16 protein-coding genes and 2 tRNA genes are annotated in these 14,471 nt (G+C 73.8%); 14 read left to right on the top strand and 4 right to left on the bottom strand.

The genetic code is table 11. The features are described from left to right. Nucleotides 1–98: 98 nt before the first annotated feature. From HFP48_RS14020 to HFP48_RS14005, 4 genes are read left to right on the top strand one after another with little or no spacing between them, the layout of a single operon-like run. Nucleotides 99–773 (top strand): biliverdin-producing heme oxygenase, encoded by a 675-nt coding sequence (locus tag HFP48_RS14020; RefSeq protein ID WP_006939358.1) that lies wholly within the window; start codon nucleotides 99–101, stop codon nucleotides 771–773. Further along, complete coding sequence (locus tag HFP48_RS14015) at nucleotides 770–1,780, top strand: ABC transporter substrate-binding protein (protein ID WP_006939356.1); 1,011 nt, start codon at nucleotides 770–772, stop codon at nucleotides 1,778–1,780. Before HFP48_RS14020 ends, HFP48_RS14015 begins: the two co-directional genes overlap by 4 nt. Further along, complete coding sequence (locus HFP48_RS14010; protein ID WP_006939355.1) at nucleotides 1,777–2,856, top strand: iron ABC transporter permease; 1,080 nt, start codon at nucleotides 1,777–1,779, stop codon at nucleotides 2,854–2,856. The genes HFP48_RS14015 and HFP48_RS14010 overlap by 4 nt, the downstream gene beginning before the upstream one ends. Beyond that, the gene (locus tag HFP48_RS14005) at nucleotides 2,853–3,755 is read left to right on the top strand and encodes a heme ABC transporter ATP-binding protein (protein WP_050035238.1); all 903 of its coding nucleotides are present in this window, start codon (nucleotides 2,853–2,855) and stop codon (nucleotides 3,753–3,755) included. Before HFP48_RS14010 ends, HFP48_RS14005 begins: the two co-directional genes overlap by 4 nt. Here HFP48_RS14005 and HFP48_RS14000 read toward each other — a convergent pair. Beyond that, entirely contained in the window at nucleotides 3,708–4,055 is a 348-nt protein-coding gene (locus HFP48_RS14000; protein ID WP_050035237.1) for a hypothetical protein, read from the bottom strand. The two genes, HFP48_RS14005 and HFP48_RS14000, sit on opposite strands and share 48 nt — an antisense overlap. 138 nt (nucleotides 4,056–4,193) lie before the next feature. Between HFP48_RS14000 and HFP48_RS13995 the strand changes: the two genes are divergently transcribed. Genes HFP48_RS13995 through HFP48_RS13985 form a run of 3 tightly spaced genes read left to right on the top strand, consistent with a single transcriptional unit; the run spans nucleotide 4,194 to nucleotide 6,573 of the window. Next, complete coding sequence (locus HFP48_RS13995) at nucleotides 4,194–5,201, top strand: hypothetical protein (protein ID WP_050035236.1); 1,008 nt, start codon at nucleotides 4,194–4,196, stop codon at nucleotides 5,199–5,201. Then, nucleotides 5,201–5,461 (top strand): DUF5703 family protein, encoded by a 261-nt coding sequence (locus HFP48_RS13990; protein WP_006939347.1) that lies wholly within the window; start codon nucleotides 5,201–5,203, stop codon nucleotides 5,459–5,461. The genes HFP48_RS13995 and HFP48_RS13990 overlap by 1 nt, the downstream gene beginning before the upstream one ends. 41 nt (nucleotides 5,462–5,502) lie before the next feature. Further along, nucleotides 5,503–6,573: a quinone-dependent dihydroorotate dehydrogenase gene (locus HFP48_RS13985; RefSeq protein WP_161995990.1), complete on the top strand. Its 1,071-nt coding sequence runs from the start codon at nucleotides 5,503–5,505 to the stop codon at nucleotides 6,571–6,573. Nucleotides 6,574–6,683: 110 nt separating this feature from the next. On the opposite strand, the gene HFP48_RS13980 is transcribed toward HFP48_RS13985, so the two are convergent. Together HFP48_RS13980 and HFP48_RS13975 are read right to left on the bottom strand one after the other, a co-directional pair. Then, the gene (locus HFP48_RS13980; protein ID WP_006939343.1) at nucleotides 6,684–7,217 is read right to left on the bottom strand and encodes a YbhB/YbcL family Raf kinase inhibitor-like protein; all 534 of its coding nucleotides are present in this window, start codon (nucleotides 7,215–7,217) and stop codon (nucleotides 6,684–6,686) included. 29 nt (nucleotides 7,218–7,246) lie between these two features. Continuing rightward, a complete protein-coding gene (locus HFP48_RS13975) occupies nucleotides 7,247–8,608 on the bottom strand; it encodes a M20/M25/M40 family metallo-hydrolase (RefSeq protein WP_050035234.1) in 1,362 nt (453 codons plus the stop codon). Nucleotides 8,609–8,721: 113 nt separating this feature from the next. Between HFP48_RS13975 and HFP48_RS13970 the strand changes: the two genes are divergently transcribed. Together HFP48_RS13970 and HFP48_RS13965 are read left to right on the top strand one after the other, a co-directional pair. Further along, a tRNA-Leu gene (locus HFP48_RS13970) sits at nucleotides 8,722–8,807 on the top strand. Between the two features lie 225 nt (nucleotides 8,808–9,032). Beyond that, nucleotides 9,033–9,118: transfer RNA gene (locus tag HFP48_RS13965), tRNA-Leu, on the top strand. 76 nt (nucleotides 9,119–9,194) lie between these two features. Here HFP48_RS13965 and HFP48_RS13960 read toward each other — a convergent pair. Then, nucleotides 9,195–9,419, bottom strand: coding sequence for a PLDc N-terminal domain-containing protein (locus HFP48_RS13960; RefSeq protein ID WP_006939339.1), 225 nt, complete (start codon nucleotides 9,417–9,419; stop codon nucleotides 9,195–9,197). 146 nt (nucleotides 9,420–9,565) lie between these two features. On the opposite strand from HFP48_RS13960, the gene HFP48_RS13955 reads away from it, so the two are divergent. From HFP48_RS13955 to HFP48_RS13935, 5 genes are all read left to right on the top strand, one after another. After that, nucleotides 9,566–11,008 (top strand): SDR family oxidoreductase, encoded by a 1,443-nt coding sequence (locus HFP48_RS13955; protein WP_006939337.1) that lies wholly within the window; start codon nucleotides 9,566–9,568, stop codon nucleotides 11,006–11,008. A 141-nt stretch (nucleotides 11,009–11,149) separates the two neighbouring features. After that, complete coding sequence (locus tag HFP48_RS13950) at nucleotides 11,150–11,548, top strand: universal stress protein (RefSeq protein WP_006939335.1); 399 nt, start codon at nucleotides 11,150–11,152, stop codon at nucleotides 11,546–11,548. Between the two features lie 47 nt (nucleotides 11,549–11,595). Further along, nucleotides 11,596–11,982: a DUF2784 domain-containing protein gene (locus tag HFP48_RS13945; RefSeq protein WP_006939334.1), complete on the top strand. Its 387-nt coding sequence runs from the start codon at nucleotides 11,596–11,598 to the stop codon at nucleotides 11,980–11,982. 10 nt (nucleotides 11,983–11,992) lie between these two features. Beyond that, the gene (locus HFP48_RS13940) at nucleotides 11,993–13,237 is read left to right on the top strand and encodes a saccharopine dehydrogenase NADP-binding domain-containing protein (protein WP_006939333.1); all 1,245 of its coding nucleotides are present in this window, start codon (nucleotides 11,993–11,995) and stop codon (nucleotides 13,235–13,237) included. Nucleotides 13,238–13,521: 284 nt separating this feature from the next. Next, a complete protein-coding gene (locus HFP48_RS13935; RefSeq protein WP_006939331.1) occupies nucleotides 13,522–14,466 on the top strand; it encodes a sulfite exporter TauE/SafE family protein in 945 nt (314 codons plus the stop codon). Nucleotides 14,467–14,471: the final 5 nt, after the last annotated feature.

Below are 14,471 nucleotides of genomic sequence, written 5' to 3'. Positions count from 1 at the left end.
GTCGCCCCCCGGATCCGCCGCCGGGTCAGGTTAGCCTGTCTTCTAGGTCGGCGTGGGTGCGCCGACGGTGGACGTCGGGCACGAGGAGGAACCGGTCGATGACCGCGATCGAGGTCACGGGGTTCGCGGAACGGCTCCGGCGCGAGACGGCGCAGGCGCACAGCGACACCGAGAACGCGCAGTTCGTCACCGAACTGCTGGCCGGCCGGCTCACCCGGGAGGGCTACGCGGCGCTGCTCGCCCAGTCGTGGTTCGTCTACGAGGCGCTCGAGCGGGTGGGCCGGGGCCACGCCGGCGACCCGATCGCCGGGCCCTTCCTGGACGACGCGTTGCTGCGCACCCCGGCGCTCGAGGCGGATCTGACGTTCCTGCTCGGCCCGCGGTGGCGGGAGACGATCGCGCCGCTGCCCGCGGCCGAGCGGTACGTCGCGCGGCTCGAGCGGGTGGCCGCGGCGCGGCCGGAGGTGTTCCTGGCCCACCACTACCTGCGGTATCTGGGGGACCTGTCCGGCGGCCAGATCATCCGGCGCATGCTCGAGCGGGCCTACGGGTTCGACCGGGACGGGCTGCGGTTCTACATCTTCGACGACATTCCCAAGCCCAAACCGTTCAAGGACGCCTACCGGGCGAAGCTGGACGCGGCGCCGCTCGACGAGGTGCAGCAGCGCACGGTGATCGACGAGGCCAACCTCGTGTTCGGGCTCAACGGCGACCTGTTCGCCGACCTGGCCGCCGACCTCGATCGGTACCGCACGACCCCTCCCCTGCCATGACGCGGCGCGGCCTCTTCGCGTTCCTCGCCGCGGCGCTCGCGCTCGTCGCGCTCGTCGCCGGCTGTTCGGCCGCCCCGACCGGGGGTGCCGGGACCGGGGCGCGCACCGCGGTGGTGGACGACCCGAACCCGCGGCCGATCACCGAGGCTCCCGCCCCGGCGCTGCCGGTGACGGTCCGCAGCGTCGACGGCGCCGAGGTCACCGTCACCGACGTCGCCCGCATCGTCACCGCCGATCGGTCGGGCACCCTCGCGCAGACCGTGTTCGCCCTCGGTCTGGGGGACCGGCTGGTGGGGCGGTCGACGGCGGGTTTCCCCGCCGTCGAGCAGGTGCCCAATGTCACCCCCGGTGGGCACGGGCTCTCGGCCGAGGCGATCCTGGCCCTGGCCCCGACGGTGGTGCTGACCGACACGTCGGTCGGCCCGCTGGCGGTGCAGGAGCAGCTTCGGGCCGCGGGCGTGCCGGTGGTGTTCGTCGACCCGCGCCGCACGCTGGCGACGGTCGGCGAGCAGATCCGTTTCGTGGCCCGGGCCCTCGGCGTGCCCGCGGCGGGTGAGGCCCTGGCCCAGCGCACCGACGACGAGATCGCCGCGGCCCGCGCGGCCGTGCCGGACGACGGCGACCGCCCGACCGTGGCGTTCCTGTACCTGCGCGGGTCGGCGATCAAGATGCTCGGCGGTCCCGGGTCGGGCGCCGACGCGCTCGTCGAGGCCCTCGGTGGCCGCGACGCGGGCACCGTCGCCGGCTTGACCTCCGAGTTCACCCCGATCACCAGCGAGGCGATGATCGCGTCCGCCCCCGATGTGATCTTGATCATGACCGAGAGCCTCGCCTCCGTCGGCGGACCCGCGGGGCTCGCCCAGCTGCCCGGCGTCGCGCAGACCCCCGCCGGGCGCGACGGCAACGTCGTCGACATGGCCGACTCGGTGCTGCTGAGCTTCGGCCCGGACACCGGGCGGGTGCTCGCCGCGCTCGCCGCTGCGCTCTACCCCGCCGCGCCGGCATGAGCGCCGTCGACACCGCCGCGCCCGCCCGGCTGCCCGCCGCGCACCGCGGCCGGACCGCCGCGGTGGTCGCGGGCCTGACGGTCGCGCTGCTGGTGCTGGCGGTGCTCTCGGCGTGCCTCGGGCAGGTGCCCACGTCGCCGGCCGAGGTGATCGGCAGCGTGCTGCACCGCGCCGGGCTCGACCTGGGGCCGCTGCCCGCCCACCCGGCCGGGGAGGTCACGCTGTGGGAGGTGCGGTTCCCGCGGGTGGTGCTGGCCGTCCTGGTCGGCGCGTCGCTGGGCTGCGCGGGGGCCCTGTTGCAGGGGGTGTTCGCCAACCCGCTGGCCGAGCCCGGCGTGATCGGCGTGTCCGCGGGCGCCGCCGTCGGCGCGTGCGCCGCGATCGTGCTCGGCGGCGCGTTCACCGCCGGATGGGCCCTGGCCGGCGCCGCGTTCGCCACCGGTCTGCTGACCACGAGCCTGGTGTACGTGCTCTCGCGTTCCGAGGGCCGCACCGAGGTGGTGACGGTCATCCTCACCGGCGTGGCGGTCAACGCGTTCGCCGGCGGCCTGATCGCCCTGTTCACCTTCGTCGCCACCCCCGCCGCCCGCGACCAGATCGTCTTCTGGCAGCTCGGCAGCCTGGGCGGGGCCACGTGGGACGTCGTGGCGGTGGTCGCGCCGCTGGCGCTGGGCGGGATCGCGGCGGCCGTCGTGCTCGCCCCGAAGCTGGACCTGCTCGCCCTCGGCGAGCACGTCGCGCGGCATCTCGGTGTCGACGTCGAACGGGTGCGGCAGGCCGCCATCGTGATCGTCGCCGTGCTGGTGTGCTCCGGGGTCGCGTTCACCGGCATCATCCTGTTCGTCGGCCTCGTGGTGCCGCACCTGATGCGGATCGCGCTCGGGCCCGCGCACCGCGTGCTGATCCCCGCCGCCGCGCTGTGCGGCGCGGTGGTGCTGCTGGCCGCGGACCTCGGCGCCCGCACCCTGGTGGAGAACGCGGACCTGCCGCTGGGCATGCTGACCTCGCTGGTCGGCGGCCCGGTGTTCTTCTGGATGCTGCGCCGCACCCGGGCGCGCCAGGGAGGCTGGGCGTGAGCCCGCGCCTGCCGTGGCCGGACCGGCACGTGCCGGCCCGTGCCGGCCGCGGCGCGGTGACGCTGCGCGCCGCCGGGGTGCGGGTCCGCCGCGGGGACCGCGTCGTCCTCGACGGCGTCGACCTCGAGGTGCGGGTCGGGGAGGTGCTCGCGCTCGTCGGCCCCAACGGCGCCGGCAAGTCCACCCTGCTGGCCGCGCTCGCCGGCGACCATCCCGTCGCCGCGGGCCGCGTGGCGGTCGGCGACCGCCCGCTGGAGGAGTTCTCGGCCGCCGCCCTGGCACGTCGACGGGCGGTGCTGCCGCAGCAGCACGCCGTCGGCTTCGCGTTCACCGCGCTGGAGGTGGTGCGGATGGGTCGCGCGGCGTGGGCGCGCACCGGGCGCAGCCGGGACGACGACGCCCTGGTGGCAGCCGCACTGACCGAGGCCGACGTCACGCACCTGGCGCACCGGCCGTTCCCCGCGCTCTCCGGCGGCGAACGGGCCCGGGTGGCGCTGGCGCGGGTACTGGCCCAGGACACCGAGACGCTGCTGCTCGACGAGCCCACCGCCGCGCTCGATCTGGGCCATCAGGAGACGGTGATGCAGGTGGTGCGGGCCCGCGCCGACGCGGGCACCGCCGTCGTGGTGGTGCTGCACGACCTGGACCTGGCCGCGGCGTACGCCGACCGGATCTGCGTGCTCGAACGGGGCCGCGTCGCCGCCGACGGCCCGCCCGCGCAGGTGCTGACCGGCGAGCTGCTCACCCGCGTGTACGACTACCCGGTGCGGGTCCACGCCCATCCCGAGACCGGCGCACCGCTGGTGCTGCCGCACCGGCCGCCGCGGCACCGCGAGGCGGGTGCGGCGGGGTCAGCGGCCCGGCAGCATCCCGAGCACGCGGTCGAGCAGCGTCGGTGACCGGCACGGCCGGGCGCGCGCGACGGTGTCCCGCACCGCCGCCACCACGCTGCGTTCGTCGGCGAGGTCGATCTCCGCGACCGACGCCCGGGCCCGGGCGATCACGTCCGCCGCGGTGGGGACGGCGACACGGCCCGCGGGCCGGTACACCTCCACCCGCAGCGTCTTGCGGCGCACCCGGAACGAGAACGGCTGTCCCTCGTCGGTGCGACCGAACCCGTGCGCGTGGACGCCCGGGCTGACGTATTCGACGGCGAAGCCGTCGGCGGGCACGTCGGCCGAGCCGGTGGGCCAGGTCACATCGGTCTCCTCGCGGGGTGGAGGGCGGGCGAGGCGCCTGCGGCGGCGCCGCGGCGATCAGGAACACTGGGGGTCGGGTGCGGGGCCGGCGACGGTGCCGCCCCGGACCGACCGTGGACGAGTACGAGGAGCGAGACGATGGGCAGACCGGCAGCACGTGGCGCCGCCGCGGCGGTGGGGTTCGCGTTGGCGCTGGTCACCGGGTGTTCCTCCTCGAACAGCGGCGACAACCTGCCCACCATCGACGCGGCCACGCCGGCCGTGGCTCCGGCGCCGGCCGTCCCGCCGGCGGGAACGGTGCAGGCGCTGGGCCGTGCCGTCGACGCCCTCACCGTCGATCCTGGCACGAGTACGGTCGCCGCGCTCACCGACGACGGGTCGCGGCTACTGCTGCTCGGGGCCGCCGATCCGGCCGCGACGCCCCGCGAGGTCGCGCTGCCAGCCGCGGCCGTGACCGTGGTTCCCGGGGCCGACGGCGAGGTCCTGGCCCCCGGTCCCGGAGTCGTCGCGCGGGTGGATGTGCGGGCGGGCACCGTCGCCGAGGTGCCGGTCGACGGCGACGCCCGCGCCGCGGCCGTGCTGGCGGACGGCCGCCTCGCCGTGGGCACCGCCGACGGTGTCACCCACGTCGTCGACCCGTCTGGTGCGACGCAGACCGTCCCCGGCCTGGCCTCGGTCGACGCGCTCGCCGCGGTGGGCACGTCGCTCGCCGCCCTGGACCGTCGCCAGACCTCGCTGACCGAGGTCGACGTCGCCGAGGGTGATCTGGGGCTGGCGTTGCGCGCCGGGGAAGGCGCCACGCAGCTGACCACCGATCCGTTCGGCCGGGTGCTGGTGACCGACACCCGCGGCGGGGAACTGCATGTGTACACCCTCGACCCGCTGGTGCTGCGCCAGCGTTACCCGGTGCCGAACGCCCCGTACGGCGTCGCCTACGACACCGCGAACGATCTCGTGTGGGTCACCTCGACCGGCAGCAACGAGGTCATCGGCTACGATCTGTCGACCGGGATTCCGCAGGAGCGGGGCCGGTACGCGACGGTGCGGCAACCGAACTCGGTGGCGGTCGACGCCACCGACGCGGTCCTGGTGATCGGGTCCGCGACCGGGGACGGACTGCAGCGGATCCCGATCGGGGGTGTGTGATGGCAGGGGCACGCGAGGTGGGCGGCCGGTGGACCCGGCTGCCGGTGGGCTGGGACACCAGCAACGACGAGTACGAGTACGTGCCGCTGCGGCTGCCGCGCGACGTGTCCCGGGTCAGCGCGTCGCTGCGGCTCGCCATCCAGGCCGAGTTCCACGGCTGGGAGCTGACGCGGGTGCGGCTGTATCCCGACGGCAGCCGCCGGGTGCTGCTGCGTCGCCGCAAGACCGGCCACCACGTTCCCGAACCCACCGTTCGTTGACGCCGACCCCGGGCACCGCCCGGGCCTGCAGGGAGTGTTACGTGTATCGCTTGTTCCTTCGACTGCTGTTCCTGCTGCCGCCGGAGCGGATCCACCACATCGCGTTCACGGCGATGCGGCTCGCGACCCGGGTCCCGCCGCTGCGGGCGCTGATCGCGAAGGTCCTCGTCGTCGACGATCCGGTGCTGCGCAACACGGTGTTCGGGGTGACGTTCCCGGCCCCGCTCGGCCTTGCGGCCGGCTTCGACAAGGACGCCGCCGGGGTGAACGCCTGGGGCCCCCTCGGCTTCGGGTTCGCCGAGATCGGCACCGTCACCGCCCAGGCGCAGCCCGGCAACCCGGCGCCCCGGCTGTTCCGCCTGCCCGCGGACCGGGCGCTGATCAACCGGATGGGCTTCAACAACCACGGGGCCGGGGAGGCCGCGAACCGCCTGCGCACCCGCGTGCACACCGTCCCCATCGGCGCGAACATCGGCAAGACCAAGATCGTCGCGCCCGGAGACGCCGCCGACGACTACACCGCCAGCGCGCGGCTGCTCGGCCCGCTCGCCGACTTCCTCGTCGTCAACGTCTCCTCCCCCAACACGCCCGGGCTGCGGGACCTGCAGGCGGTCGAGTCGCTGCGGCCGCTGCTCGCGGCGGTGCTGGACACCGTGCACGTGCCGGTCCTGGTGAAGATCGCCCCCGACCTGTCCGACGCCGACATCGACGCGGTGGCCGACCTCGCCGTCGAGCTCGGGCTGGCGGGCATCGTCGCCACCAACACCACCATCCGGCGGGACGGGCTGCGCACCGACCCGGCCCGGATCGCGGAGATCGGCGCCGGCGGCCTGTCCGGTCCGCCGGTCGCGGAGCGCTCGCTCGAGGTGCTGCGCCGGCTGCACGCGCGGGTCGGTGACCGGCTGGTGCTGATCTCGGTCGGCGGCGTCGAGACCGCCGAGCAGGCGTGGGAGCGGATCCTCGCCGGCGCGTCGCTGGTGCAGGGCTACACCGGTTTCATCTACGGCGGCCCGTTCTGGGCGCGCCGCATCCACAAGGGCCTCGCCCGCAAGGTGCGGGCCGCGGGCTTCGGTTCGGTCGCCGAGGCGGTCGGCGCGGACGCCCGCGTCTGATCCGCCGAGCCCGGATCGGCGGGCCGGGACACGCCCGTCCGGACAGGCACACCCGTCCGGACGGGTGTGCCTGTCCGATTCCGGTGCGGAGGCGATCCGCGGAACGCGGTCTACTGCTCGAACGTGCCGTGCAGCGTCGCGCGCGCGATCGCGTGCGAGAACACGTTGAAGCCGAGGAACGCGGGCGTCGAGCCGGTGCCCACCCCGTCGAGCTTGTCCACGTCGAGGGCGTGCACGGCCACGATGTAGCGGTGCGGGCCGTGCCCGGCCGGCGGGGCCGCGCCGAGGAATCGGTGCAGGCCGCCGTCGTTCTTCAGGGTGACCGCGCCCTCGGGCAGGCCGGAGCCGGTGTCGTCGCCGGCGCCGGCGGGCAGCGACGTCACCGAGGCCGGGATGTTCGCCACCGCCCAGTGCCAGAACCCGGACGCGGTCGGCGCGTCGGGGTCGAACACGGTGACGACGAAGCTCTTGGTCTCGGGGGGAAAGCCCGACCACGACAGCTGCGGGGAGATGTCCTGCCCGCCGGGAACCCCGAAGATCCCGCTGGCCTGTGCCGGCTTCAGCGGCCGACCGTCGGTGATGTCCTCGCTGGTGAGCTCGAACGTGGGCAGGTCGGGCAGCGGCGCGTACGGGTCGTGGGCCATACCGGTCCTTTCTCTGGGTGCTGGTGTGCTCAGGCGTGCAGCAGGAAGTGTTCCATGACGCGGGTGCCGAAACGCAGCGCGTCGACCGGGACACGCTCGTCCACCCCGTGGAACAGCGCGGCGAAATCCAGCTCCGGGGGCAACTGCAGCGGGGCGAACCCGAAGCAGCGGATGCCGAGCTTGGCGAAGGCCTTCGCGTCGGTGCCGCCGGAGAGCATGTAGGGCACGGTCCGGCCGAGGGGATCGTGGGCCAGGATCGCCGCGTTCATCGCCTCGACGAGTTCGCCGTCGAATGTGGTCTCGTACGAGTCGAGGTCGGTGATCCACTCGCGGGTGACGTCCGGGCCGATCAGTTCGTCGACGGTGCGTTCGAACTCGGCGCGCCGGCCCGGCAGGATGCGGCAGTCGACGACGGCCTGCGCCGTCTGGGGAATGACGTTCGCCTTGTACCCGGCGTCGAGCATGGTGGGGTTGGCGGTGTCGCGCAGGGTGGCGCCGACGATGCGGGCGATGGACCCGAGTTTGGCGAGGGTGCCGTCGAGGTCGGGCGAGGCTGGATCGAAGTCGAGTCCGGTCTCCTCGGCGACGGCGGCGAGGAACTCGGCGACGGAGTCGGTCAGCACGAGCGGGAAGGTGTGGGTGCCGAGCCGGGCGACGGCCCGAGCGAGGGCGGTGACGGCGTTGTCCTCGTGCAGGAACGAGCCGTGGCCGGCGCGGCCCTTGGCGGTCAGCCGCATCCAGCCGAGGCCCTTCTCGGCGGTCTCGACGAGGTAGAGGCGGCGCTCCCCGCCGTCCCGGCGCGGCACGGTCAGGGAGAATCCGCCGACCTCGCCGACGGCCTCGGTGATGCCGTCGAACAGGTCGGGGCGGTGCCGCACGAGCCAGTGGCTGCCGTAGGTGCCGCCGGCCTCCTCGTCGGCGAGGAACGCGAAGACCAGGTCGCGCGGCGGCACGATGTTCTCGGCCTTGAATCGGCGGGCGACGGCCAGCATCATCCCGACCATGTCCTTCATGTCGACCGCGCCGCGACCCCAGACGTAGCCGTTCTCGACGGCGCCGGAGAAGGGGTGCACGCTCCAGTCGGCCGGTTCGGCGGGGACCACGTCGAGGTGCCCGTGCAGCAGCAGTGCGCCCCGGGACGGGTCGGCACCCGGCAGGCGGGCGAACACGTTGCCCCGGCCGGGAGCCCCGGATTCGACGTATTCGGTGGTGTAGCCGACCTCCTCGAGCCGCGCCGCCACCCACATCGCGCAGTCCCGTTCGCCGCGGGTGGTGGCGAGGTCTCCGGTGTTGGAGGTGTCGAAGCGGATCAGCTGCGACACCAGGTCGACGACTTCGGCCTCGGCGCGGGATCCGCCGGCCGGCTGGGCGGGATTCGATGTTGTGGACACGGTCCCCTGTCTACCATCGATCTCGGCAAACACGCAGGTGGGCGGGGCGATTTGGGCGCCGCGACGCGGTGGGTTACTCTTTCACAGCGCCCGCGGAAGTGGGAGCGGAGCAGGTCCGAGTGGCGGAATGGCAGACGCGCTAGCTTGAGGTGCTAGTGTCCTATTAACGGACGTGGGGGTTCAAGTCCCCCCTCGGACACTCTGAGTTGAGACAGACGGCGAAGGCCCCGAACCGATCAGGTTCGGGGCCTTCGCCGTTGCGGCGCCGCGCGGCCGTCCGTCGGGCCCGGCGGCGCGCACCGCCGGAGCGTTCCCCACGGACGCCGGGGGCGGCCGGACGCGGACCGCTGACCAGCGGATTGGGACCGCGCGCCCGGGTGGGTTACGCTGAAACGGCACCCGCGGGAGCGGGGAGCATCAGCATGTCCGAGTGGCGGAATGGCAGACGCGCTAGCTTGAGGTGCTAGTGTCCTATTAACGGACGTGGGGGTTCAAGTCCCCCCTCGGACACTCCGAGTCGAGACAGACGGCGAAGGCCCCGAACCGATCAGGTTCGGGGCCTTCGCCGTTGCGGCGCCGGAGCCGCTCAGCCGATCCGGCCGCGGCGGAAGTACGCGATCGGACCGATCCAGTTCACGGCGATCATCGCAGCCCACTTCGCCTTGCTGCCCGCAACCTTGTCCGCCGGGCGCCGCGCCAGATCGATCCATGCCGTCGCGGCGAGCGAGAGCTGCACGCAGGCGAGCGTGAGAACGAGCGTCTGCTGCCACGGGGACAGGTCGCGGAACTTCGGGCGGCGCCGTGCGGTCATCGTCGTCTCCTGGGGTCGGGGATCCTTCCGGCCCGAGCCTGCCAGGTTTCGGGCGCCGTGGGCAGGGCCACAGGTCCCGCGGGGTCGGCCCCGCGCGCACCGCCGGATACCATCGGTCGGTACCGCACCACACGACGAACAGGCCCATGACTTCGCACACCGACGCGTCGGGCATCGACCCGGCCGACCTCGCCACCTGCCTCCGCGTCCTGTCCCTCGTGGACGAGCTCGACGCCGACCATCCGGATTCGGTGACGGTGCAGCGCGCCGTCGGGAGCATGTTCAAAAAGCTCAAGCAGTTGCGCCGCAACGAGACCCGCCGGGCCAAGGTCGCCGCGGACCGGCAGGTGCTCGCGGCGACGGCGACCGGATCGCCCACCCGCATCGACGACGAGACGGCCGGGATCGCGCTGAGCTCGAACGCACCGGGGGCGAGCGCGGGCACCCTGATCCGGCCGCGGGGCTGCTACGTGTGCAAGGACAAGTACACCCGGGTCGATGCGTTCTACCACCAGCTGTGTCCGCGCTGCGCCGCAGAGAACCACGCGAAACGGGACGCCCGTACCGATCTGACGGGACGGCGGGCGCTGCTCACCGGCGGCCGCGCCAAGATCGGCATGTACATCGCGTTGCGGCTGCTGCGGGACGGCGCCCACCTGACGATCACGACCCGCTTCCCGAACGACGCGATCCGCCGCTTCGCCGCCATGGACGACAGCCCCGACTGGCTGCACCGGCTGCGGATCGTCGGCATCGACCTGCGCGACCCCGCCCAGGTCGTGGCGCTCGCGGACGACGTGGCCGCGCAGGGCCCGCTGGACATCCTCGTCAACAACGCCGCGCAGACCGTGCGCCGCTCCCCCGGCGCGTACTCCGCCCTCGCCGAGTCCGAGTCCGGCCCGTTGCCGGCGGGTCCGTTGCCGGAGGTGCTCACCTTCGGCAAACCCTCGGACGCCCATCCGGCCGCGCTGGCCGGGTCGCTGCCGTCCGAGCTGACCGCCGAGTCGCTCACCTCGCTCGCGCTGGTCGCCGGGTCGGCGACTCCCGCACGGATCGCCGCCGGGGTCGCGGTCGACGCCGGCGGCCTGCTGCCCGACCTGGTGCACACCAACAGCTGGGTGCAGACGGTCGGCGAGGTCGAGCCGCTCGAACTGCTCGAGGTGCAGTTGTGCAACTCCGTGGCCCCGTTCATCCTGGTCAATCGCCTGCGACCGGCCCTGGCGGCGTCCCCGGCCCGCCGCACGTACGTGGTGAACGTCTCGGCGATGGAGGGGCAGTTCGGCGGGCGCCGGTACAAGGGCGCCGGGCACCCGCACACCAACATGGCCAAGGCCGCGCTGAACATGCTCACCCGCACCAGCGCCGAGGACCTGCGCGCCGACGGGATCCTCATGACCGCCGTCGACACCGGCTGGATCACCGACGAACGGCCCCACCACACGAAGCTGCGCCTGGCCGACGAGGGCTTCCACGCCCCGCTCGACCTCGTCGACGGGGCGGCCCGCGTGTACGACCCGATCGTGCAGGGCGAGGCCGGGGTGGACCTGTACGGCTGCTTCCTCAAGGACTACCGCCCGGCCCCGTGGTGAGCGCGCCGGCACCCGGCAGCTGAGATCCATCCGACACGTCCCCGCAGGTGGAGACCAGTTCCACACCGCCGGGAGCGGCCAGGGAGACCCCCGGACGGGGATACTGGAAGGCACACGTCACCGCCGCCCCCGGAGGACCCCATGCCCGTTGCCGTAGTCCACGCCGCGACCCCGGAAGGACATGCCGCGCTCACCACGGCCGCCCGCGAGGCCGCACACAGCGACGGCACGACCCTCGTGCTCGTCGCGGTCGACGACGACGGCCCGTCCGGGCAGCGGGAACTCGAGTCGGTCCGCACGGACGTCACCGCCGCCCTCGGCGCCGACGGGTGGGAGCTGCGGACGGCGGTGCACGACGGGGACCCGGTCGGCGCCCTCGTCGACCTGGTGGAGCGGTCCGGCGCGGAACGTCTCGTGGTGGGCACCCGCGACCGCAACGCGCTCGGCAAGTTCCTGCTGGAACGACGCCTGCAGCGGCTGCTGCTCGAGGTGCCGGTGCCCGTCCTCGTCGTCAAGGGCACCGACGCGGACGCAGGATAGAAGCCCGGAACTGCCGCTCCCCCGCCCGATCCGGATAGGCTGGCGGCATGGCGTACCGGCTGTTGGCCGACGTCACCGTGGTCGTGCACCTGGCCTTCCTGCTGTATGTGACGTTCGGCGGTTTCCTGGCGTGGCGGTGGCCCCGCACGCTGGTGCTGCACGTCGTGGCGGTGGTGTGGGGGTTCGCCACCGTCCTCGTCGGGTTCGACTGCCCGCTGACCGATCTGGAGAACTGGGCGCGGCGCCGCGCCGGGATCGCCGGCCTGCCGCCGAGCGGGTTCATCGACCACTACCTGACCGGGGTGATCTACCCGGAATCGGCGGTGGGGCTCGTGCGGGCCGCGGTGGCGGTGACGATCGTGGTGTCCTGGCTCGGCTGGTGGCTGCGGCGCCGTCGTGTGAGCCGCGTCGCATCCCGACTTACCCGGCAGTAGGGTGTGGCGCATGACTGCCTCCCGCGATCTCGACATCGTCGTCTACGGCGCCACCGGCTTCGTCGGCCGGCTCACCGCCGCCTACCTCGCCGAGCACGCCCCCGAAGGGGTGCGCATCGCGCTCGCCGGCCGCTCCGCCGAGCGCCTCGAACGGATCCGCACCGGGCTGGGCGCCGCCGCGGCGGCCTGGCCGGTGCTCGCGGCGGACGCCGGCGACCCGCAGTCGCTCGCCGCCCTCGCCGCCCGGACCCGCGTGGTGGTCACGACGGTCGGGCCCTACGCCAAGTACGGGCTGCCGCTGGTGCAGGCCTGTGCCGAGGCGGGCACCGACTACGTCGATCTCACCGGCGAGGTGCTGTTCCACCGCGAGAGCATCGACCGGTTCGACGACGTGGCCCGCCGCACCGGCGCCCGCATCGTCCATTCCTGCGGATTCGACTCGATCCCCTCCGACCTCGGCGTGCACGCGCTGCACCGGGCCGTACAGGCCGACGGCGCCGGCGACCTGACCGACACGACCCTGGTGGTGCGTGCGATGCGGGGCGGCGTCAGCGGCGGCACGATCGACTCGATGCGCACCCAGGTGGACGTGGTGCGCCGGGACGCCGAGGCCCGCAAGGTCGCCCTCGCCCCGTACTCGCTGTCGCCGGACCGGTCCCGCGAGCCGGACCTCGGGCGGCAGAACGACCTGGCGACCGTCGACGGGAAGTCCGTCGCCCCCGAGCTGTCCGGCCGGCTCGCACCGTTCTTCATGGGCCCCTACAACACGCGGGTGGTGCGCCGCAGCAACGCGCTCACCGGCTGGGCGTACGGGCCGCGGTTCCGCTACCGGGAGGTGATGAACGTCGGCTCGTCGCGGTTGTCGCCCCTCGTGGCGACCGGTGTCGCGGCCGGCTTCGGGGCGCTGGTGGCGGGCCTGGCGTTCCCCCCGACCCGGTTCCTGCTCGACAAGGTGCTGCCCGCGCCCGGGCAGGGCCCGTCCGAGTCGGCGCGCGAACGCGGCTTCTTCACCATCGACCTGTACACCACGACGAGCACCGGCGCCCGCTACACCGCCCGCGTCGCCGCCCAGGGCGATCCCGGGTACAAGGCGACCGCGGTGATGCTCGGCGAGTCGGCGCTGTCGCTGATCCTCGGCGGCGACCGTCTCCACGCGGGCGGCGGGGTGCTCACCCCCGCGACGGCCTTCGGGGACGTGCTCACCGACCGGTTGCGCGCCGCCGGATTCGAGATCACGGCCCGGCGCCTGCCGTGACCGGCCGCGGCGGCATCCCCGGGCGCGACACGCCGCCCGAAGATGCCGCCGCCGCGCACGACCGGCTATGCTCGGACGGATCGTCGCGAGCGCGGCGAACAGCAGACCGGCGAAGGGACACGAACGTGCAGGCGACGAGCATCGCGGCGGCTCCGGCCACCCTGCTCGCGTTGATGGCGTTCTGGCCCACCCGACGGGGCGCGTGCTTCGACCAGGAGTGTTGCTGAGCGGCGTCCGCCGCCCACCCTCCCCCGGTTCGCTCCTTCGTGGTCGGAGTCTTCTGCATGTTCGCTCTCCTGGTGTTCACGCTCGTCGGTATCGGCGCACAGCTCGTCGACGGTGCCCTCGGCATGGCCTTCGGTGTCACCGCCACCACCCTCCTGATCTTCAGCGGGATCGGCCCCGCACACGCCAGCGCCGCCGTGCACCTCGCGGAGGTCGGCACCACCCTCGTCTCCGGCGCCTCGCACTGGCGGTTCCGGAACGTGGACTGGGGGGTGGTCGCGAAGCTGGGCGTGCCCGGCGCGGTCGGCGCATTCCTCGGCGCCACCGTGCTCTCCAGCCTGTCCACCGAGGCCGCGATTCCGGTGACATCGACGATCCTGCTCGCCATCGGTGTCTATGTGGCGCTGCGGTTCTCCGTCCGGCCGCCCGCCGTCGCGCACGCCCGCACCTCGCCGCACTCGGCGAGGTTCCTGTCTCCGCTGGGCCTGTTCGGCGGGTTCATCGACGCCAGCGGCGGCGGTGGATGGGGGCCGATCACCACGAGCACCCTGCTCTCCCGCGGCAAGACGGCCCCGCGGACGGTGATCGGCTCGGTCAGCGCCTCCGAGTTCCTCGTCGCGCTCGCCGCCAGCATCGGCTTCCTCGTCGGTCTCGGCCGGGAATCGCTCGGCAACCTCCTCGTCGTGGCCGGTCTCGCCCTGGGCGGGGCGATCGCCGCGCCGATCGCGGCATGGCTGGTCAGCCGGGTGCCGGCCACCCTGCTCGGCACCGCCGTCGGCGGCGTCATCGTGCTGACCAACGCGCAGAAGCTGTTCACGGCGTTCGAGATCTCCGGCACGGCCTCCACCCTGCTGTACCTGCTGATCGTGGCCGGATGGATCGCGCTGCTCACGGTCTCGTGGCGCCGCTCCCGGCTCACCCGCGCCGAATCCGCCGGTGCGCTCGAACGCCTCGAGCCGGCCCGCCCCGAACTGCGCGAGCCGGCCGCGGACCGCACGAGCTGAACCTC

The organism is Rhodococcus sp. DMU1, assembly GCF_012272955.1.
GTDB classification, from domain to species: domain Bacteria; phylum Actinomycetota; class Actinomycetes; order Mycobacteriales; family Mycobacteriaceae; genus Rhodococcus; species Rhodococcus aetherivorans.
Note: the sequence above shows the minus strand (reverse complement) of the source record. Positions and strands in the feature narration are given on the sequence as shown.